Source organism: Streptomyces sp. H51 (genome assembly GCF_035656535.1).
GTDB lineage: Bacteria > Actinomycetota > Actinomycetes > Streptomycetales > Streptomycetaceae > Streptomyces.
On sequence record NZ_JAYMHD010000076.1, the window covers coordinates 125,685 to 146,068 of the forward strand.

The following is a 20,384-nucleotide window of genomic DNA, read 5'->3' on the forward strand; positions in this document are numbered from 1 at the left end:
CGTGGTCCCGAAAGCCATGCACACATCCCCAACGCGGAAGGGCCGGGACTCGACAATGACTTCCACCCACGCCTTCTGGCTCGCCGGCCGCCAGGTCACCGGCGAGGACAGCTTCGACGTCACCTCGCCCTGGGACGGCCGGGTCGTCGGCAAGGCGAGCGTGCCGACCGACGCGCAGGTCGAGGAGGCCGTGGCCGCCGCGTACGCCGTACGGGACGAGTTCGCCGCCACCCCGGCCCACGCCCGCGCCGCCGCCCTCGACCACGTCAGCCGGCGGCTCGTCGAGCGCACCGAGGAGATCGCGCAGCTCATCTCCGCCGAGAACGGCAAGCCGATCAAGTGGGCCCGCGGCGAGGTCGGCCGCGCGGTGTCGGTGTTCCGGTTCGCCGCCGAGGAGGCCCGCCGCTTCAACGGCGGCGAGGCCCAGCGGCTGGACACCGACGCGGGCGGCCAGGGCCGGCTCGCCCTCACCCGCCGCTTCCCGAGGGGCGTCGTCCTCGGCATCGCGCCCTTCAACTTCCCGCTGAACCTGTGCGCCCACAAGATCGCCCCGGCGATCGCGGCCGGCGCGCCGATGATCCTCAAGCCGGCGCCCGCCACCCCGCTGTCCGCGCTGGTCCTCGGCGAGCTGCTCGCCGAGACGGACCTGCCGGCCGGGTCGTGGAGCATCCTGCCGGTCGCCAACGACCGCATGCCCGCCCTGGTCCAGGACCCGCGCCTGCCGGTGATCTCCTTCACGGGTTCCGAGAAGGTCGGCTACGCGATCATGGACTCGGTGCCGCGCAAGCACTGCACCCTGGAGCTGGGCGGCAACGGCGCGGCCGTGGTGCTGGCCGACTGGGCGAGCGACGCCGACCTCGACTGGGCCGCGAACCGCATCGCCACCTTCTCCAACTACCAGGGCGGCCAGTCCTGCATCTCCGTGCAGCGGGTGCTCGCCGACGCCTCGGTGTACGACCGGCTGCTGCCGCGCATCGTGGCCGCCGTCGAGGCGCAGGTCACCGGCGACCCGAGCGACGACAAGACGGACGTCGGCCCGCTCGTCAGCGAGGACGCGGCCAAGCGCGTCGAGTCCTGGGTGGACGAGGCCGTCGCCGCGGGGGCGCAGCTGCTCACCGGCGGCAAGCGCGACGGCGCCTCCTACGCGCCGACCGTCCTCGCCGACGTGCCGGCCGACGTGACGATCTCCTGCGAGGAGGTCTTCGGGCCGGTCCTCACCGTGCGCAAGGTGGACGGGGAGGCGGAGGCGTTCGCCGCCGTCAACGACTCCAAGTACGGCCTTCAGGCGGGCGTGTTCACGCACGACGTCCAGGTCGCCTTCCGTGCCCACCGGGCCCTGGAGGTCGGCGGTGTCGTCATCGGCGACGTGCCGTCCTACCGCGCCGACCAGATGCCGTACGGCGGCGCCAAGCAGTCCGGTGTGGGCCGCGAGGGCGTGAAGTACGCGATGGACGACTACACCTACGAGCGGGTGCTGGTGCTCACCGGTCTCGCCCTCTGATCCGTCCGACGACCCCGAAGGGGCCCGGCACCGGAAACACCGGTGCCGGGCCCCTTCCCGTCTGTTCCGGACCCTCAACCGGAGAAGCCGACGTGCGCGAGCCGCAGCGGGCCGCGCAGCCTGATGTGCACGTCGTGCACGCCCTGTACTCCTTCGGCGGCGATCTCCGCGCCGACCGGGACGTAGTCGTACGGGCTCTGCGTGGGCGTGCCCAGGGCCAGTCGGGCGAGTGCCGGGCCGCCGTCCAGGGAGAATTCGAGGGTGCCCTCGCCCGCCAGGTCGGCGGTCACCACCGCGATGCCGCCGTCGCCGAAGTCGCAGGCGCGGTAGATCAGTTCGCCCGTGGCGTCCTCGGTGTGCCGGGCGGGGGTCACCGCCTCGCCGGAGGTCTTCGCCCGGTCGACGATCTCGACGCCGCTCTGCTCGTCGAAGTCGGCTGCCGCCAGGCCGCGTTCGCGGACCGGGCGCGGGGCGCCGGGCTCGCCGTCCAGGGTGACCGTCGTGCGCAGGCGGATGTCCTCGCTGGAGGCGCCGGCGAGCAGGTCGTAGGCGCCCGGTTCCAGGCGCCACCTGCCCTGCGCCACGTCCCAGAACTCGAAGGCACGCACGGGGACTTCGAAGGTCAGCTCGGTCCGCTCGCCCGGTGCGAGCGTGATCCGGCGGTGTGCGGCCAGTTCGCGGCGCGGGCGCGGCACCGACGGGTGGGCCGCGCGGGTGTACAGCTGGGCCACCTCGTCGGCCGTGACGTCACCGGTGTTGGTGACCGTGAAGGTGACGCGCACCGCATCGGCGTCGGTCCGGACCGCCAGGTCGGCGTAGCCGAAGGAGGCGTACGACAGGCCGTGCCCGAACGGGAACAGCGGGGTCCCCTCGAAGTACAGGTACGTCTGCCGGGCGCCGACGACGTCGTAGTCGAGCAGGTCGGGCAGGTCGGCGTCGTCCTCGTACCAGGTCTGCGGGAGCCGGCCGGCCGGTGAGACGTCGCCGGCCAGGACCCGGGCCAGCGCGGTGCCCGCGGCCTGGCCGCCGTGCGCCGTCCACAGCACCGCGGGCAGGCCGGCGGCCTGGAACGCGTACGGGTACGCCGAGACCAGGGCCAGCACCGTGCGCTCGTTCGCGGTGCGGGCGGCCCGCAGCAGGCGCTCCTGGTGGAGGGGCAGGCGCAGGGTCGTGCGGTCCTCGGTCTCGCGGCCGTTGATGTGCGGGTCGTTGCCCGCGACCACCACGACCACGTCGGCCCGGGCCGCCGCGGCGGCCACCGCGTCCTCGCCGCGCTCGACCACGACCGGTTCGAAGACCTCCGGGAGCTCCGGGTTCTCCTGGTCCGCGTCGGCGACCTTCACGCCGTCGGCGGTGACGGAGACGTGGCGACCCGTGCCGATGTGCCTCAGGAGGTGCCCGCTGCCGTGCGGTTCGAGCCGGAACGTCTCCTGCACGACCCAGCCGCCCGGCTGGTCGGCGGAGGCGCGCAGGTAGCCGTCGCCGGCGACGGAGAGGTAGCGGCCGTCGGGGGCGCGCAGGGTCAGCAAGCCCTCGCCCCAGTCGGCCAGCGCGAGTTCCGTGCCGGTGGCGTCGGTGGTGAGCGGCGGCAGGTCGGTGCGGCCCGCGAGCCGGGCGGGGTCCAGCGCTCCCTCGGCGCCGCGCACCTCGTCGTCGGCGTCGGCCTCGGGGACGCTCAGGAAGGCGCCCGCCGAGGTCTTCAGGCGGATCCGGTCCACGCCCTCCGCGTACTCCACGCGCTGGGCGCCGAGCCGCTCGTACAGGCCCTCCAGCGGGGTGGAGCGGTGGATCAGCGTGCCGCTGTACCAGTCGAGCTTGCACTCGTCGGCGAGCAGGCCGACGACGGCGACGCGGGCGCCGGCCGGGAGCGGCAGCAGTCCGTCGTTCCGCAGCAGCACGATCGCCTGCTCGGCGGCCTCCTGGGCGAGCGCCCGGTGGGCCGGGGTGTCGAAGTCGGCGGCGCCGGCGTGCGGGTCCTGCTCGGGGTCGAACTCGCCCAGGCGGAAGCGGACCGCGAGCTGGCGGCGTACGGCCGTGTCGACGTCGGCCTCCGTCAGCAGGCCGCGGGCGAGGGCGCCGTGCACGCGGGCGGTGATCTTCGAGCCGTCCGTGCCGTGGTCGGTGAAGCTGTCGACGCCGGCCAGCAGGGCGGCGGCGGTGGCCTCCTCGTGCGTGTCGAAGTAGTGCTCGGAGTCGACCAGGTTGGAGGGCGCGCCCGCGTCCGAGCAGACCAGCAGCTCCTCGTCCGTCCAGCGGCGCAGGTGTTCGCTCAGATGGGGGGAGACGTGGTTGGGTCGGCCGTTGACCAGGTTGTAGGCCGGCATCACCCCGGAGACAGCGCCCGCCTCGACCGTCTCGCGGAAGGCGCGCAGGTCGTACTCGTGCAGCACGCGCGGGCGGACGGAGGACGACGTGACGTCCCGGCCGGTCTCGTTGTTGTGCGCCAGCCAGTGCTTGAGGACCGGCGCGGTGCGCCAGTACGTCGGATGGTCGCCGCGCAGGCCGCGGGTGTACGCGGTGGCTATGGCGGACGTCAGTCTCGGGTCCTCGGAGTAGCCCTCCTCGTTGCGGCCCCACAGGGGATGGCGCAGCAGGTTCACGGTGGGCGCCCAGACGTTGAGGCCGACGCGGTCGTCGCGGGCGCGCATCGCGCGGACCTCCTGGGACACCGCCTCGCCGATCCGCCGCACCAGTCCGGGGTTCCAGGTCGCGCCGAGGCCGACGGCCTGCGGGAACACCGTCGCCGGGCCCATCCAGGCCACGCCGTGCAGGGCCTCCTGCCCAGTGCGGAACGCCGCGACGCCCAGGCGGTCGACGGCGGGCGCGAACTGGTGCAGGAAGGCGACCTTCTCGTCGAGCGAGAGCCGCTGCAACAGGTCGTCGATGCGCTTCGCGAACGGCAACTGCGGATCGCGGAACGGCGGTACGGGCGGCGGGTGAGCGGTCACGTGTGGATCCCCTTGCGATGGAGCGGCGAGACGCTTTCGAAGCGCTTCGATGCTGGTTGACCACCGGGTGGGTGTCAAGACGGCCCGCGGCGGCAGATCCGGCTCCCGGGTGCGATTCCAAGCAGCGTAAGCGTGTGAGCGGTTGCCGGATACATCCGAGGAATCTCGGGATCGACTCTTGTGCACCCTCTGTCGTTCACTTAACCTCGCAGCAACATCGAAGCGCTTCGACTGTTTCGATCCGAAGGGGGCCACACCGGGACGGTGCCCAGCCCTCCGACGACGGGACTGCGGCCCGCTTCGGCTCAGCCAGTTCCACTCGAGACACCACAGCCGACGGCCACCGCCGGGTGTCCTGGTGCGCCATGAAGGGTTGACGCAATGACGCCGAACACCGCTTCCGCCCCCTCCGGGCCCAGCCGGAGAAGCTTCCTCGCCTCCACGGCGGTCGCCACCGCAGCGGTGGCGGGCGGGATGCCGCTGCTCGCCGCCTGCGGGGGGTCGGACAGCGGGTCACGCGAGGGCACCACGTCGGGCAAGGCGGCGGACAAGCTGCTGCCCGCGTACGTCGCCGCCACGCTCGCCGAGCCGGACCTGCCCTCGAAGAACGGTTCGGCAGCCGGCTACACCGGCAAGGTCGACCTCTCGGCCCTGGAGACCTCGGCCCCGGACAAGCTCGGCACCGGGGCCCCCATCAAGATCATGTCCCCCTTCTGGGGCTCTCCGCCCAAGGGCGACTGCGCCTACTACAAGGCGCTCGACTCCGCCGCGGGCACCAAGGTCACCTGGCAGAACCAGGACGGCAACACCTACGGCCAGAAGCTCGGCGCGGTCCTCGCCTCCAGTTCCATACCCGACATGGTCGTCGTGCCGAGCTGGGAACTGGTCGGCAAGATCTCGAACGCGGTCACCGCGAAGTTCATGGACCTCGGCCCCTACCTCGCGGGCGACAAGGTCAAGAAGTACCCGAACCTGGCCGCGATCCCCTCCGACGCCTGGCGCATGGGCATCTTCGGCGGCGCGCTGCGCGGCATCCCGATGCCCTCCGCCGCCGCGACCTTCATCGTGCCCTACTACCGCAAGGACATCTTCGACAAGAAGGGCTGGTCCGTACCCACGTCGCCCGACGAGTTCCTCAGCTGGGCCAAGGACGCCACCAGCGCCAAGGCCAAGGTGTACGCCTGCGGCGACATGTCCTGGACCGCCTTCAACATCTTCGGCGTGCGCTCCTCCGGCCCGCTCGGCTGGAACATCGGGTCCGACGGCAAGCTGACGTACCGCATCGAGCAGCCCGAGTACCTCGAGGCCCTGGAGTGGACCCGCAAGCTGTTCGACGCGGGCGTGGTGCACCCCGACGACAAGGCGCGCTCGGGCGACGCCGGCCAGCGGTTCACCGCCGGGCAGATCCTGGTGTTCAACAACGACACCTCCGCCTGGTACGGGAAGACCGCCGAACAGGCCAAGGCCGACCCGGACTTCCGGATCGAGGGCATGGACATCTTCGGCGCCGACGGCGGCGACCCGAAGCTGTGGGCCTCCCAGCCCGCCACCATCTGGTCGCTGATCCGCAAGGGCGCCTCGAAGACGACGGTGGAGAACGCGCTGGCCGCGGCGAACTTCTCGGCCGCCCCCTACGGCACCAAGGAGCGGATGCTCGTCGACTACGGCGTCGAGGGCACCCACTACACCGTCAAGGACGGTGTCCCGGTCAAGACCGACCAGGGCAACAGCGAGGTGATCAACGCCTGGGTGATGCTGGCGGCCCCGGCTCCCTACTTCGCCCACCCCGACTACCCCGACATCGCGCGCAGGCAGGTGGAGTGGGAGCAGCGGATGGGCGCCTTCATGAAGAAGTCGTCCACGTACGGCATGAACATCGTCGAGCCGACCCGCTACGCCAACCTCTCCAGCCAGTTCGAGCAGATGGAGATCGACTACGTGCGCGGCAACAAGAAGCTGTCCGACGTGCAGGCCGCCATCTCCACCTGGAAGTCCTCCGGCGGCGAGAAGCTGCGCGACTGGTACAAGCAGCTCATCGACAAGAACGGCAGCGCCAACTGATGTCTCTCACGGCCGGGAGCAGGCCCGACGGGACTCGTCCCCCCGCCGCCGTCGAGGAACCGACGGCCGCGGACGGCACGGCCGCGGCGCAGGGGCGGGTGCCGAACCGCAAGGCGGGCACGGCCGGCCGCATCCCCTGGCGGGTCCGGTGGCGCCGGGACCGAGCGCTCGTCCTGATGACGCTGCCCGTCATCGTCCTGCTCCTGCTCTTCAACTACGTTCCGCTGCTCGGCAACGTCGTCGCCTTCCAGGACTACGACCCGTACGTCTCCAGCAACGGCGTCACGGCGATCTTCCACAGCCCCTGGGTCGGCGTGGAGCAGTTCTCCCGGATGCTGGACGACCCGTTGTTCTGGGACGCCGTCAAGAACACCATCGTCCTGTTCGTGCTCCAACTGGTGCTGTTCTTCCCGGTCCCGGTCGCCCTCGCGCTGGTCATCAACAGCGTGATCCGGCCCCGGGTCAGGGCCGTGGCGCAGGCGATCATGTATCTGCCGCACTTCTTCTCGTGGGTCCTCGTGGTCACCGTGTTCCAGCAGATCTTCGGCGGCGCGGGCATCATCGCGCAGACCCTCGAGGACCACGGGTGGAGCGGCTTCGACCTGATGACCGACGCGAGCCTGTTCAAGTACCTGGTCACCGCGCAGGCCGTGTGGAAGGACGCCGGCTGGGGGATCATCGTCTTCCTCGCCGCGCTGGCCGCCGTCAGCACCGATCTGTACGAGGCCGCCGCCATGGACGGCGCCGGGCGCCGGCGGCGCATGTGGCACGTGACGCTGCCCGCGCTGCGCCCGGTGATCGCGCTGCTGCTGGTCCTGCGGGTGGGCGACGCGCTGAGCGTCGGCTTCGAGCAGTTCCTGCTCCAGCGGGACGCGGTCGGCGTGGGGGCCAGCGAGGTCCTCGACACCTACGTGTGGAACATGGGCATCCAGAACGGCGACTTCAGCTACGCGGCCGCGGTGGGCCTCGTCAAGGGAGCCATCGGACTGTGTCTCGTCCTGGCCGCGAACAAGTTCGCGCATCTGCTGGGCGAGCAGGGGGTGTACCAGAAGTGAGCCTGAACACCCGGCTCATCCGCAGCCTCGAGGCGCCGTCCCGGCCCGTGTGGGAGGAGCCGCCCGGCAAGGCGGGTCTCACCGCGAAGGGCGCGTTCCTCGCCCTGTGCTGCCTGGGGGTGCTCGGGCCGCTGTGGATCGTGATCGTCACCAGCCTGTCCCCGAAGCCCGTGATCGACCGGGTCGGCGGTCTCGTCGTGATCCCGCAGGGCATCACCTTCGTCAACTACACGGAACTGCTCAGCGGCGGCCAGGTCAGCCGGGCCATCATGGTCTCGGTCGGCGTGACGCTCGTCGGCACCCTGTTCTCGATGACGGTGTCGGTGCTCGCGGCCTACGGCCTGTCCCGGCGGGGCACCCTGGGCCACCGGGTACTGCTGGTGATCATGATGGCGACCATGTTCTTCGGGGCCGGCCTCATCCCGACGTACCTGCTGGTGCAGTCGCTGGGACTCACCGACACCTACCTGTCGCTGATCCTGCCGAGCGCGGTGAGCGTCTTCAACATCCTCGTGCTGCGTGCCTTCTTCATGGGGATCTCCCCGGAGCTCACCGAGTCGGCCCGCATCGACGGCGCCAGTGACCTGCGCATCCTGCTCACGGTCATCCTGCCGCTGTCGCGGGCGGTGCTCGCCGTCATCTCGCTGTTCTACGCCGTCGGGTACTGGAGCGCCTGGTTCAACGCCTCCATCTACCTGTCCGACCAGGAGATGATGCCGCTGCAGAACGTGCTCATCCAACTGGTCCAGAAGAACAGCGAGGCGCCGACCGGCCTCCAGCAGGCCGTCCGTACCGGGCAACTCTCCGCCCTCGGACTGCAGATGGCCGTCATGGTGCTCGCCCTGATCCCGGTCGCGGTCGCGTCCCCGTTCGTCCAGCGGCACTTCAAGAAGGGCATGCTGACCGGAGCGGTCAAGGGCTGAACCGCGCCCTCTCCGGTCCGGGCGGCGCACCGCCCGGACCGGTTCCCCGCGCCCCGGGCCGTTCCCCGCGCCCCCGAGCGGGGGCGCGCACCCCTCTGAGCAAGAGCGCGCACCGCCCCCGTACCACTCCGCCGACCCACCACGCCCAGCGAGGCTCCCATGTCATCCACCCCCCGGCGGCCGACGCCCACCCTCGCCGACGCCACCCGCGGCCGCGTCCTCTTCGGCGGCGACTACAACCCCGAGCAGTGGCCCGAGGAGACCTGGCACGAGGACGTCCGCCTCATGCGGGACGCCGGCGTCAACTCCGTCACCCTCGGCGTCTTCTCCTGGGCGAGGATCGAACCCCGGCCGGGGGAGCGGCGGTTCGGCTGGCTGGACAGCCTCATGGACCTGATGCACGAGGGCGGCATCGGCGTCGTCCTCGCCACCCCCACCGCATCGCCCCCGCCCTGGCTCGGCCGCCTGTACCCCGAGACCCTCCCCCGCGACGAGGACGGCCGCACCGAGTGGTGGGGCGGCCGCCAGCACTTCTCCCACTCCAGCGCCGCCTACCGGCGCCACGCCGCCGCCGTCACCGAGGACCTCGCCGCCCGCTACGCGAGCCACCCCGCGCTCACCATGTGGCACATCAACAACGAGTACTGCACCCACGACTGGGGCGACGAGGCCGCCGCCCGCTTCCGCACCTGGCTGCGCGGCAGGTACGGCGACCTCGACGCCCTCAACACCGCCTGGGGCACCGCCTTCTGGAGCCAGGGCTACGGCGACTGGGAAGAAGTCCTGCCGCCGCGCCGCACCCACTACCTGAAGAACCCGACGCAGGTGCTGGACTTCAAGCGGTTCACCTCCGACATGCTCCTGGAGTGCTACGCCGCCGAGCGCGACATCGTCCGCCGGCACACCCCGCACCTCCCGGTCACCACCAACTTCATGCCGCTGTGGGCCGGCCAGGACGCCTGGCGCTGGGCCGAGGAGGAGGACGTCGTCTCCGTCGACCTCTACCCCGATCCGCGCGACCCGTTCGCCGCCCAGCACGCCGCGCTCGTACAGGACATGACCCGCTCGCAGGCCCGCGGCCCGTGGATGCTGATGGAGCAGGCGGCCGGCGCCGTCAACTGGCGCGGCGTCAACCACCCCAAGCCGCAGGGCCTGAACCGCCTGTGGTCCTTCCAGGCCGTCGCCCGCGGCGCCGACGCCGTCTGCTACTTCCAGTGGCGCCAGTCCCGGCAGGGCGCGGAGAAGTTCCACTCCGGGATGGTCGGCCACGCCGGAGAGCGAGGACGGACCTTCCAGGAGGTCAAGCGGATCGGCGCGGAACTGGCGGCGGTCGGCGCCGAGGTGGCGGGCCGGCACAGCCCCGCCGACGTCGCCGTCCTGCACGACTGGCACTCCTGGTGGGCCGGCGCGCACGAGGGCCGCCTCTCCACCCGCGTCGACCACGCCGACGTGCTCACCGCCTGGCACCGCGCCCTGTGGCAGGCCGGCCTCGCCACCGACTTCGCCCACCCCGAGCACGACCTCTCCGCCTACCGGATGGTCGTCGTCCCCCAGCTGTACGCGCTCACCGACACGGCGATCGACAACCTCCTCGCCCACGTGCGCGGCGGAGGCGTCCTGGTCAGCGGCTTCCTGACCGGCGTCGCGGACCAGGACGACCGGGTGCGGGCCGGCGGCATGGACGCCCGGCTGCGCGAGCTGTTCGGCATCCGCACGCTGCACGAGTGGTGGCCGCTGGAGGCGGGGGAGACCGTCCGGACCGACGACTTCACCGGCACGCTGTGGTCGGAGGAGATCGAAGAGACCGAGGACGCCTCGGTCGAGGCCGCCTACCGGGGCGGCGAACTCGACGGCCGGCCCGCCGTCCTGCGCAACGGCCGCGCCTGGTACCTCTCCACGCTGCCCGAGCCCGAGGCGCTGCGCCGCGTCCTCACCGGCATCGCGGCCGAGGCCGGCGTCCGCCCGGTCCTGGACGGCCTGCCCGGCCAGGTCGAGGCGGTCCGCCGCGGTGAGCTGCTCTTCGTGCTCAACCACGGGCGCGAGCCGGTGACCGTGGAGGTGCCCGGCACCCACCACGACCTGCTGACCCGGGCCACCGTCACGGACCGGCTCACCCTGGAGCGGTACGGGGTGGCGGTGCTGCGGCCATGAGCGTCGTCCACGGCACCTGGGAACCCGCGCCCGCCACCCGCTGGGAGGACGGCTTCCTCAGCGGCAACGGCCGCCACGGCGCCCTCGTGTCCGGGCCCCCGGACGACGAGCGGGTCGTCGTCACCCACCACACCCTCGTCCGCCCGGGCGACGGCGCCCCGCCCCGCCCGCCCGAGCTGGCCGACCGGCTGCCCGGCCTGCGGGACCGGCTGCTCGACGGCGACCTGCACGCGGCCGAGGACTTCACCGACGGGCGCGGCCTGCAGTGGGTACGGCCCTTCCACCCGGCCTTCCACATCCGCGTCCGCCGTCCGGACACCCCGGCCGGCCGCTACCGCCGCGAGGTCGACTTCACCACCGGCGTCGCCTCCACGCGCTGCGAGGGCGCCGAGGGCCGGGTGTTCGTCTCCCGCGCGGACGACGTGATCGTCCAGCACCTCACCGGCCCCGAGCTGCTGATCACCCTCGACCACCGGCTCCCCGGCGCACCGCTCGGGCTCGCCGTCGGCGAGAGCACGGTCCTCACCGCCGAGGGCGCCCTGCTCACCCTGCGCGTCCGCTACCCCGGCGGCGACACCGCCTACACCGGCGTCACCCTGGTCGCGGTCACCGGCGGCCGGACGGCGCTCACGCCACCCGCCCTGCGGGTCACCGGCGCCGAGTCGGTGCTGCTGCTGACCCGGGTCGTGCGGCACACCGCCGAAGCGGACGTGGCCGCCCTCGCCGACGCCCTGCGCGCGCTGCTGTCCGAGGAGGCGGACTCCCGCGCCCGCCTCCTTCAGCGGCACACCGTCCTGCACCGCACCGCCTACGCCCGGGTGACCCTCGACCTGGACGCCGACCCCGCCGAACGCGCCCTGCCCGGATCGGAGTTGCTGACCCGCCCGGACAGCCCCGCCCTGCTGGAGCGGCTCTTCGCCGCCGGGCGCTACCATCTGCTCTCCGCCAGCGGCCTCTTCCCGCCGCGGCTGACCGGCCTGTGGACCGGCGACTGGGACACCGCCTGGTCCGGCGCCTTCACCAACGACGCCAACCTCAACCTCCAGACCGCCTCGGCGGCCGCCGCCGCGCTCCCCGAGGTCACCGAGGCGCACGCGACCCTGATCGACCGTCAGCAGGCCGACTGGGCCGAGAACGCCCGGAGCGTCTTCGGCTGCCGCGGAGTTGTCGCCCCCGCCCACAGCGACGGTGAGTCCGGGCTGTCGTACCACTTCAGCCGCGAGTACCCGCTGCACCTGTGGACGGCCGGCGCCGACTGGCTGCTCGCGCCGCTCGTCCACCACGACGAGACCCGCGGCGCCCGCGATCCGCGCACCGCCGCCGTCCTCGCCCAGGTCGCCCTGTTCTACGAGGACTTCCTCACCCGCACCGGCCCGGACGGCCGGCTGGTCGTCGTCCCCTCCTACTCGCCCGAGAACCGTCCCGCGAACGGGAGCTGGGGCGCGCTGAACGCGGCCATGGACCTCTCGGCGGCCCGGCACGCGCTGCGCACCGCGGCCGACTACCACCCCCGGCACGCCGAGCGGTGGCGGGCCCTCGCCGACCGGCTGCCGCCGCACCGGATCAACGCCGACGGCGCCCTCGCCGAGTGGGCGTGGCCCGGCCTGGAGGACACCTACGACCACCGGCACCTCAGCCACCTCTACGGCGTCTGGCCGCTCGACGAGATCAACCCCTACGACACCCCCGAACTCGCGGCCGCCGCCCACCGCGCCCTCGAACTGCGCGGCGCCGAGAACGACTCCGCCCACGGGCACCTCCACCACGCCCTCGTCGCCGCCCGGCTGCGCGACGGCGAACGCGTCGCGCACGCCCTGGGCCGGGTCCTCGGCGGCGACTTCTTCCACGCGTCGCTGATGAGCGCCCACTATCCGCGCCGCCGCGTCTACAACGCGGACGCCGCGCACACCCTGCCCGCCGTACTCATCGAGACGCTCGTGCAGTCCACCCCCGACCGGCTGGTGCTGCTGCCGGCGCTTCCGGCGGCGTACCCGACGGGCCGGCTGCGCGGCGTCCGCACCCGGTTCGGCGCCGGACTCGACCTCACCTGGAGCCCGCACGAAGTGACCGCGGTGCTGCGGCCGAGCCGCACCCACCGCGTCGAACTCCGGACTCCCTCCGGCGGCCGGCCGCTCGATCTCGTCGCCGGAGAGGACCGCGTCCTCACCCTGAGGGCGTGGTGACTCCCCAGCGAGAGCGTCAGCAGCAGTTGAGCGTCGGGGGGCCGCCGCGGTCCGCGGCGGCCCGCTCGGGCCGTGCGTCGCCCGCTCCGCGACCGGCGGGCTCGCCCCGTCCCGCGGGAACAGCGCGATGCGGTCCAGCGGAGCGCCGACCGTGACGGACGCGCCGCCCTCGTCCGTACCGTCCGTCCACGCGTCCGTCCGTCCACGCGCCCGCCGGTCCACGCGTCCGTCCGTCCACGCGCCCGCCGGTCCACGCGTCCGCCGGTCCACGTGTCCGCCGGTCCACGCGTCCGTCCACGCGTCCGCCCGGCGCGCGCCCGCCGGGAGGTACGCCGTACGGGTCGTCGCGTCCGCCGTGAGCACCAGGGCGACCAGCAGGTCCGGGCCGAAGAGGCAGGCGTCGTCGACCGACCGGGCGCCGGCCTCCTCGCCGCAGGACCACACCTCGTCGGGGCCGCCGGTCATGTCCGGGCCGAGCGGCATGGCCGGGTCGCGGAAGCCGTGGGGTGCTCCTGAGGGGCCTGAAGGTGGCCCGGAGGGCGGCGAGAGCTGGGTCAGGAGGTGGTGGAGGGCGCCGGTCCCGTGCTCGCCCGTACCGTCAACTCGGGTGCGATCAGCACCACTTCGTCCGAGCCGTGGCCGTCGAGCTTGGCGACCAGGCGTTCCACGGCGTGCCGGCCCATCTCCTGGGCCGGGATGGCGACGGACGTCAGCCGCACCGAGGCATGGACGGCGACCTGCTCCGGGCAGATCGCGACCACCGACACGTCCTCGGGCACGGCGCGGCCCTGCTGGCGCAACAGGGCGAGCAGCGGTTCCACGGCCGACTCGTTCTGCACGACGAAGCCCGTGGTGCCCGGGCGCTCGTCGAGGATGCGGGCGAGGGTGACGGTCATCGCGTCGTACCCGCCCTCGCACGGGCGGTGCAGCAGCCGGATGCCCAGCTCCCGTGCGCGCGAGCGCAGTCCGTCCAGGGTGCGCTCGGCGAAGCCGGTGTGCCGCTCGTAGACCGCGGGGGCCTCGCCGATGACGGCGATGTCGCGGTGGCCGAGCATCGCCAGGTGCTCCACGCACAGCGCGCCGGTCGCCCGGAAGTCGAGGTCGACGCAGGTGAGACCGGCGGTGTCGGCGGGCAGCCCGATCAGCACGGAGGGCTCGCCGTCCCCCGCTCCCGACTTCGCTCGACCGGGGGCGCCCCCACCCCGCAGCAGCGGCAGCCGCTCGTCGTCGAGTTCGACGTCCATCAGGATCATGGCGTCCGCGAGCCCGCTGCCGGTGACGCGGCGGACGGCGTCGGGGCCCTCCTCGCCGGTGAGCAGCAGCACGTCGTACCCGTGCGTGCGGGCGGTGGTGGCGACCGCGATGGCGATCTCCATCATCACCGGCACGTACATGTCGGTGCGCAGCGGGATCATCAGCGCGATGATGTTCGACCGGCTGCTCGCCAGGGCCCGCGCGCCCGCGTTCGGGTGGTAGCCCAGCTCGCGGATGCTCCGCTCGACCCGCTGCCGGGTGGTCGCGGAGATGGACCGCTTGCCGCTGAGGACATAGCTCACCGTGCTCGCCGAGACTCCGGCGTGCTGGGCGACCTCGGCGAGGGTGACCATCCGGCTCTCCAAGCATGTGAAGCGCTTCGACAGTGCGCAGTGCGAACGAGGGAGGGTGAGAGGTGGTTCGACCCTATCTCCAGCGGGATCTGGTGTCCATAGGCTGTCGAAGCGCTTCGACAGCTTTTCCCGGGCGGGTCCCCGCACCATCCTCCGCTCCGGGGAGTCGGGAGCCCCGGAGCCCCGGAGTCCCGGCTCGCCGGACGCCCGCCGCCGGTCCGTACCCCGAACCGTCCCCCGGAAGCCGCCCCGGCGCAACTCCGCCACCGGCGGCGTCCGTCCGGCCCAGCGCTCCCGTCACATCGGCTGAACGACTGCGCGAAGGGTGGTGTCCGCACCCCGAATCGGGTACATACGATCGCGTAGAACCCGTCGGTAACCAAAACGGACCAAGATCCCCAATTCGCGGCGAGGTGAGCCTCGATGTCCGCACCAACACCACCCCGGTCGAACGTCACGGAACGTGAGGCCCGGCAGGTGGCGGAGGAAGCCCGGGAGCAGGACTGGCGCAAGCCCAGCTTCGCCAAGGAACTGTTCCTCGGCCGTTTCCGCCTCGATCTCATCCACCCCCATCCACGCCCCGCCGTCGAGGCCGCCCAGCGCGGCGAGGAGTTCCTCGCCAAGCTGCGCGACTTCACCGAGACGAAGATCGACGGCGCCCTGATCGAGCGCGAGGCGCAGATCCCCGACGAGGTCGTGAGCGGCCTGAAGGAGATCGGCGCCTTCGGAATGAAGATCGACACCAAGTACGGCGGCCTCGGCCTCACCCAGGTGTACTACAACAAGGCCCTCGCCCTGGTCGGCTCCGCCAGCCCCGCCATCGCGACCCTGCTCTCCGCCCACCAGTCCATCGGCGCACCCCAGCCCCTGAAGCTGGCCGGCACCGACGAGCAGAAGGAGGTCTTCCTGCCGCGCTGCGCCCGGACCGACATCTCCGCCTTCCTGCTCACCGAGCCCGATGTCGGCTCCGACCCGGCCCGCCTGGCCACCGTCGCGGTCCCCGACGGCGACGACTACGTCATCGACGGCGTGAAGCTGTGGACCACCAACGGCGTGGTCGCCGACCTCCTCGTCGTCATGGCCAAGGTCCCGAAGTCCGAGGGCCATCCCGGCGGCATCAGCACCTTCATCGTGGAGGCGTCGTCGCCCGGCATCACCGTCGAGAACCGCAACGCCTTCATGGGCCTGCGCGGCATCGAGAACGGCGTCACCCGCTTCCACCAGGTCCGGGTCCCCGCCGCGAACCGCATCGGTCCCGAGGGCGCCGGCCTGAAGATCGCCCTGACCACGCTCAACACCGGCCGGCTCTCGCTGCCGGCGATGTGCGCGGGCGCCGGCAAATGGTGTCTGAAGATCGCCCGGGAGTGGACCGACGCCCGCGCGCAGTGGGGCAGGCGCATCGCCGAGCACGAGGCCGTCGGCTCCAAGATCTCCTTCATCGCCGCGACGACGTTCGCCCTGGAGGCGGTCGTCGACCTGTCCTCGCAGATGGCCGACGAGAACCGCAAGGACATCCGCATCGAGTCCGCCCTCGCCAAGCTGTACGCCAGCGAGATGGCGTACCGCATGGCCGACGAACTCGTCCAGATCCGCGGCGGACGCGGCTTCGAGACCGCCGCCTCCCTCGCGGCCCGCGGGGAACGTGCCGTCCCCGCCGAGCAGTTGCTGCGCGACCTGCGCATCAACCGCATCTTCGAGGGCTCCACCGAGATCATGCACCTGCTCATCGCACGTGAGGCGGTCGACGCCCACCTGTCGGTCGCCGGCGACCTGATCGACCCCGAGAAGTCCCTGTCGGACAAGGCGAAGGCGGGCGCGAACGCCGGGGCCTTCTACGCGAAGTGGCTGCCGAAGCTGGTCGCCGGCCCGGGGCAGCTCCCCGGCTCCTACGCCGAGTTCCGGCACGGGGTCGACCTCTCCCGGCACCTGCGCTACGTCGAGCGCAGCGCCCGCAGGCTGGCCCGCTCCACCTTCTACGGCATGTCCCGCTGGCAGGGCCGGATGGAGACCAAGCAGGGCTTCCTGGGCCGCGTCGTCGACATCGGTGCGGAGCTGTTCGCGATGAGCGCCTCCTGCGTCCGGGCCGAACTCCTGCGCAGCGAGGGCGACCACGGCCGCGAGGCCTATCAGCTCGCCGACGCCTTCTGCCGCCAGGCCCGGGTCCGTGTCGAGGAACTCTTCGGCCGGCTGTGGACCAACACCGACGACATCGACCGCCGGGTCGTCAAGGGCGTCATGTCCGGCACGTACACGTGGCTGGAGGAGGGCGTCGTCGACCCGTCGGGCGAGGGCCCGTGGATCGCCGACGCGTCCCCCGGACCGGCGACGAAGGAGAACGTGCACCGGCCCATCCGGTGAGGCCGGGCGGGGCGGCGGCTCAGCAGTACTTGTAGCCGCTGCCCCGCGACGACCAGGTGCACGAGTCGGCCTTCGTGCCGCCGGCCCGGTAGAGCTTCGCGGTGTCGCCGGTGTTGTTCCACACGTACCAGGAACGGCCCCAGTACTTGTCGGTCCCGGTGTCGGTGCCCTTGCCGGTGTGCACCTTCTTGCTGCTGCCCGGGCCGATCTTCACGTCGCCGAAGGTGTACGTGTGGCCCGTCGCGTCCTTGATCTTCCAGTTCTTCAGGGAGACCGTCGACGACGTCGAGTTCTTGATCTTGACCCACTCGGCGTTGAGGCTCGTGTTGGAGCCGGTGTCCGAGCCGGGGCTGTCGTAGTACACCTCGTAGATGTGGACGCTCCCGGCCGCTTCGGCCGGAGAGCTGAGCAGCGTGCCGGTGAGCAGCGCGGCGCCCGCGAGCGCGGGCAGGGCGGCGCGTGTCCGCATGGAATTCCCCCCAAGGGTCTTCGTCCGCCGGCCGGTCGTCCACGGCCGGTGAAGAAGTGTTATCACATGATCTTCACGCTGGTTTCACAAACGGCGATTCCGCTGCGATCCGCGCAGTGCGCGACAACCCGCCCGGGCGCGGGACGCCCTGTCCTCCTCGGGGCCCGTCTCGGCAACAATGGGGGGATGAGCGACAGTCCAGCCCCACTCGCCGATCCCCACCTCGTCTACGACCCGGCAGCGGGCGACGGCCCGAAGGACGTGGTGATCCTCGGCTCCACCGGCTCGATCGGCACCCAGGCCATCGACCTCGTACTGCGCAATCCCGACCGCTTCCGGGTCAGCGCCCTGTCCGCCAACGGCGGCCGCGTGGCCCTCCTCGCCGAGCAGGCGCACCGGCTCAGGGCGCGGACCGTCGCAGTGGCCCGCGAGGACGTCGTACCGGCCCTGCGCGAGGCGCTCGCCGCCTGCTACGGCGCGGGGGAGCCGCTCCCCGAGATACTCGCCGGGCCCGGCGCGGCCGCCCAGGTCGCCGCCTCCGACTGCCACACCGTGCTCAACGGCATCACCGGCTCGATCGGCCTGGCCCCCACCCTCGCCGCCCTGGAGGCGGGCCGCACCCTCGCGCTCGCCAACAAGGAGTCGCTCATCGTCGGCGGCCCGCTGGTCAAGGCCCTCGCCAAGCCCGGCCAGATCATCCCGGTCGACTCCGAGCACGCCGCCCTCTTCCAGGCGCTGGCGGCCGGCACCCGCGCGGACGTCCGCAAGCTCGTCGTCACCGCCTCCGGCGGCCCCTTCCGCGGCCGCACCAAGGAGCAGCTGGCCCACGTCACCGTCGAGGACGCCCTCGCCCACCCCACCTGGGCCATGGGGCCGGTCATCACGATCAACTCCGCGACCCTGGTGAACAAGGGCCTGGAGGTCATCGAGGCGCACCTGCTGTACGACATTCCCTTCGATCGGATCGAGGTGGTCGTGCACCCGCAGTCGTATGTCCACTCGATGGTCGAGTTCACGGACGGATCCACGATGGCCCAGGCGACGCCCCCCGACATGCGCGGGCCGATCGCCATCGGTCTCGGCTGGCCCGAGCGCGTCCCCGACGCGGCGCCCGCCTTCGACTGGAGCAAGGCCTCGACGTGGGAGTTCTTCCCGCTCGACAACGACGCGTTCCCGTCGGTGAACCTCGCCCGGCACGTGGGCGAGCTCGCGGGCACCGCCCCGGCGGTGTTCAATGCGGCCAACGAGGAGTGCGTGGAGGCGTTCCGCGGCGGCGCGCTGCCGTTCAATGGGATCATGGAGACCGTCACCCGGGTGGTCGAGGAGCACGGCACCCCGCGCACGGGAACCTCACTCACCGTGTCGGACGTCCTCGAAGCGGAGACCTGGGCCCGGACCCGGGCCCGGGAACTGGCGGCACAGACGGCGGAGGCCCGTGCATGACGACCCTGATGTTCTTCCTCGGCATAGTGGTCTTCGCGTTCGGCCTGCTGGTCTCGATCGGGTGGCACGAGCTGGGGCACCTGTCCACGGCCAAGCTCTTCGGCATCCGCGTGCCGCAGTACATGGTCGGCTTCGGCCCGACCATCTGGTCGCGGAAGAAGGGCGAGACCGAGTACGGGATCAAGGCGGTCCCGTTCGGCGGGTACATCCGCATGATCGGCATGTTCCCGCCCGGTCCCGACGGCCGGCTGGAGGCCCGCTCCACCTCGCCCTGGCGCGGCATGATAGAGGACGCCCGCTCGGCGGCCTTCGAGGAACTGCGGCCGGGCGACGAGACCCGCCTCTTCTACACCCGCGCCCCCTGGAAGCGGGTCATCGTGATGTTCGCGGGCCCCTTCATGAACCTGATCCTGGCGGTGGCGCTGTTCCTCACCGTCCTGATGGGCTTCGGCATCTCGCAGCAGACCACCACCGTCAGCTCGGTGTCCCAGTGCGTCATCGCGCAGAGCGAGAACCGCGACACCTGCAAGAAGAGCGACCCCGCCTCCCCGGCGGCGGCGGCCGGCCTGAAGGCGGGCGACAAGATCGTCTCCTTCAACGGCGTCCGGACCGACGACTGGAACCGGCTGTCCGACCTGATCCGCGCCAACCCCGGCAAGAACGTGCCGGTCGTCGTCGAACGCCAGGGCGCCGAGATCACCCTGCACGCGAAGATCGCCAGCAACCAGGTCGCCAAGAAGGACTCCAGCGGCCAGATCGTCCAGGGCAAGTACGTCACCGCCGGCTTCCTCGGCTTCAGCGCCGCCACCGGCATCGTCCGGCAGGACTTCGACGAGTCGCTGACCTGGATGGGCGACCGGGTCGGGGACGCCGTCGACTCCATCGCGAGCCTGCCCGCCAAGATCCCCGGCCTGTGGGACGCGGCCTTCGGCGACGGCAAGCGCGCGGCGGACTCCCCGATGGGCGTGGTCGGCGCGGCCCGGGTCGGCGGTGAGATCTTCACCCTCGACATCCCGGCCAGCCAGCAACTGGCGATGTTCGTCATGCTGGTCGCCGGCTTCAACCTCTCCCTGTTCCTGTTCAACATGCTCCCGCTGCTGCCCCTGGACGGCGGCCACATCGCGGGGGCCCTGTGGGAGTCGCTGCGCCGCAACACGGCCAAGCTGCTGCGCCGCCCGGACCCGGGACCGTTCGACGTGGCGAAGCTGATGCCGGTGGCGTACGTGGTGGCGGGGATCTTCGTCTGCTTCACCCTGCTGGTCCTGGTCGCCGACGTCGTCAACCCGGTCAGAATCTCGTAGCCACCGGGAGTTCACGACGGCCCGGCACGCCGTGTGCCGGGCCGTCGCGCGTCGGGCGGCGGCACTTGCGTGATGCGCCGTCGCGCGTCGGGCGGCGGCGCGGGGCGTGATGTGCCCGGGGCCTCGCCGGTGCCGTAATCTCGGAGCCCGGAGCCCGGTGTTGACGGGACCGGACCTTGGATCACGACTTGGGGTTGCACAGCAGATGACTGCGATTTCTCTCGGCATGCCGTCCGTTCCGACCAAGCTCGCCGAGCGCCGCAAGAGCCGGCAGATCCAGGTCGGCTCCGTGCCGGTGGGCGGCGACGCCCCGGTGTCGGTGCAGTCGATGACGACGACGCGTACCTCGGACATCGGTGCCACGCTGCAGCAGATCGCGGAGCT

Annotated in this window: 13 protein-coding genes and 1 pseudogene; 10 read left to right on the forward strand and 4 right to left on the reverse strand. The window is 72.1% G+C overall.

What is annotated here, in order from left to right:
• Positions 1-55: 55 nt before the first annotated feature.
• Positions 56-1,501, forward strand: coding sequence for an aldehyde dehydrogenase family protein (locus VKA29_RS28870; protein ID WP_324788932.1), 1,446 nt, complete (start codon positions 56-58; stop codon positions 1,499-1,501).
• Positions 1,502-1,575: 74 nt separating this feature from the next.
• Here the strand turns inward: VKA29_RS28870 and VKA29_RS28875 are convergent, their stop codons facing one another.
• Positions 1,576-4,449, reverse strand: a complete 2,874-nt coding sequence (locus tag VKA29_RS28875) for a glycoside hydrolase family 3 C-terminal domain-containing protein (protein ID WP_324788933.1) — start codon at positions 4,447-4,449, stop codon at positions 1,576-1,578.
• 381 nt (positions 4,450-4,830) lie between these two features.
• Between VKA29_RS28875 and VKA29_RS28880 the strand changes: the two genes are divergently transcribed.
• From VKA29_RS28880 to VKA29_RS28900, 5 genes are all read left to right on the forward strand, one after another.
• Positions 4,831-6,510, forward strand: coding sequence for an extracellular solute-binding protein (locus tag VKA29_RS28880; RefSeq protein ID WP_324788934.1), 1,680 nt, complete (start codon positions 4,831-4,833; stop codon positions 6,508-6,510).
• Entirely contained in the window at positions 6,510-7,565 is a 1,056-nt protein-coding gene (locus VKA29_RS28885) for an ABC transporter permease (protein WP_324788935.1), read from the forward strand. Before VKA29_RS28880 ends, VKA29_RS28885 begins: the two co-directional genes overlap by 1 nt.
• Positions 7,562-8,488, forward strand: coding sequence for a carbohydrate ABC transporter permease (locus tag VKA29_RS28890; protein ID WP_324788936.1), 927 nt, complete (start codon positions 7,562-7,564; stop codon positions 8,486-8,488). Before VKA29_RS28885 ends, VKA29_RS28890 begins: the two co-directional genes overlap by 4 nt.
• 159 nt (positions 8,489-8,647) lie before the next feature.
• Positions 8,648-10,639, forward strand: coding sequence for a beta-galactosidase (locus VKA29_RS28895; RefSeq protein ID WP_324788937.1), 1,992 nt, complete (start codon positions 8,648-8,650; stop codon positions 10,637-10,639).
• Positions 10,636-12,822, forward strand: a complete 2,187-nt coding sequence (locus VKA29_RS28900) for a glycosyl hydrolase family 95 catalytic domain-containing protein (protein ID WP_324788938.1) — start codon at positions 10,636-10,638, stop codon at positions 12,820-12,822. The genes VKA29_RS28895 and VKA29_RS28900 overlap by 4 nt, the downstream gene beginning before the upstream one ends.
• An 84-nt stretch (positions 12,823-12,906) precedes the next feature.
• Here the strand turns inward: VKA29_RS28900 and VKA29_RS28905 are convergent.
• Together VKA29_RS28905 and VKA29_RS28910 are read right to left on the reverse strand one after the other, a co-directional pair.
• Positions 12,907-13,326, reverse strand: a pseudogene (locus VKA29_RS28905) (hypothetical protein); the annotation flags it as partial.
• Between the two features lie 50 nt (positions 13,327-13,376).
• Entirely contained in the window at positions 13,377-14,429 is a 1,053-nt protein-coding gene (locus VKA29_RS28910) for a LacI family DNA-binding transcriptional regulator (RefSeq protein WP_324788939.1), read from the reverse strand.
• 423 nt (positions 14,430-14,852) lie between these two features.
• On the opposite strand from VKA29_RS28910, the gene VKA29_RS28915 reads away from it, so the two are divergent.
• The gene (locus tag VKA29_RS28915) at positions 14,853-16,787 is read left to right on the forward strand and encodes an acyl-CoA dehydrogenase family protein (RefSeq protein ID WP_324788941.1); all 1,935 of its coding nucleotides are present in this window, start codon (positions 14,853-14,855) and stop codon (positions 16,785-16,787) included.
• Between the two features lie 19 nt (positions 16,788-16,806).
• Here VKA29_RS28915 and VKA29_RS28920 read toward each other — a convergent pair whose 3' ends face one another.
• Positions 16,807-17,256, reverse strand: a complete 450-nt coding sequence (locus VKA29_RS28920; protein ID WP_324788942.1) for a lamin tail domain-containing protein — start codon at positions 17,254-17,256, stop codon at positions 16,807-16,809.
• A gap of 186 nt (positions 17,257-17,442) precedes the next feature.
• Here VKA29_RS28920 and dxr point away from each other — a divergent pair, with 186 nt between their 5' ends.
• The 3 genes from dxr to VKA29_RS28935 form a co-directional block, all read left to right on the forward strand.
• Positions 17,443-18,699, forward strand: a complete 1,257-nt coding sequence (dxr, locus tag VKA29_RS28925) for a 1-deoxy-D-xylulose-5-phosphate reductoisomerase (RefSeq protein WP_324788943.1) — start codon at positions 17,443-17,445, stop codon at positions 18,697-18,699.
• A gap of 8 nt (positions 18,700-18,707) precedes the next feature.
• Positions 18,708-20,000: a site-2 protease family protein gene (locus tag VKA29_RS28930; RefSeq protein ID WP_324788948.1), complete on the forward strand. Its 1,293-nt coding sequence runs from the start codon at positions 18,708-18,710 to the stop codon at positions 19,998-20,000.
• Positions 20,001-20,205: 205 nt separating this feature from the next.
• Positions 20,206-20,384 (forward strand): flavodoxin-dependent (E)-4-hydroxy-3-methylbut-2-enyl-diphosphate synthase (locus tag VKA29_RS28935; protein ID WP_324788950.1); only part of this gene is annotated, 179 nt, incomplete at its 3' end.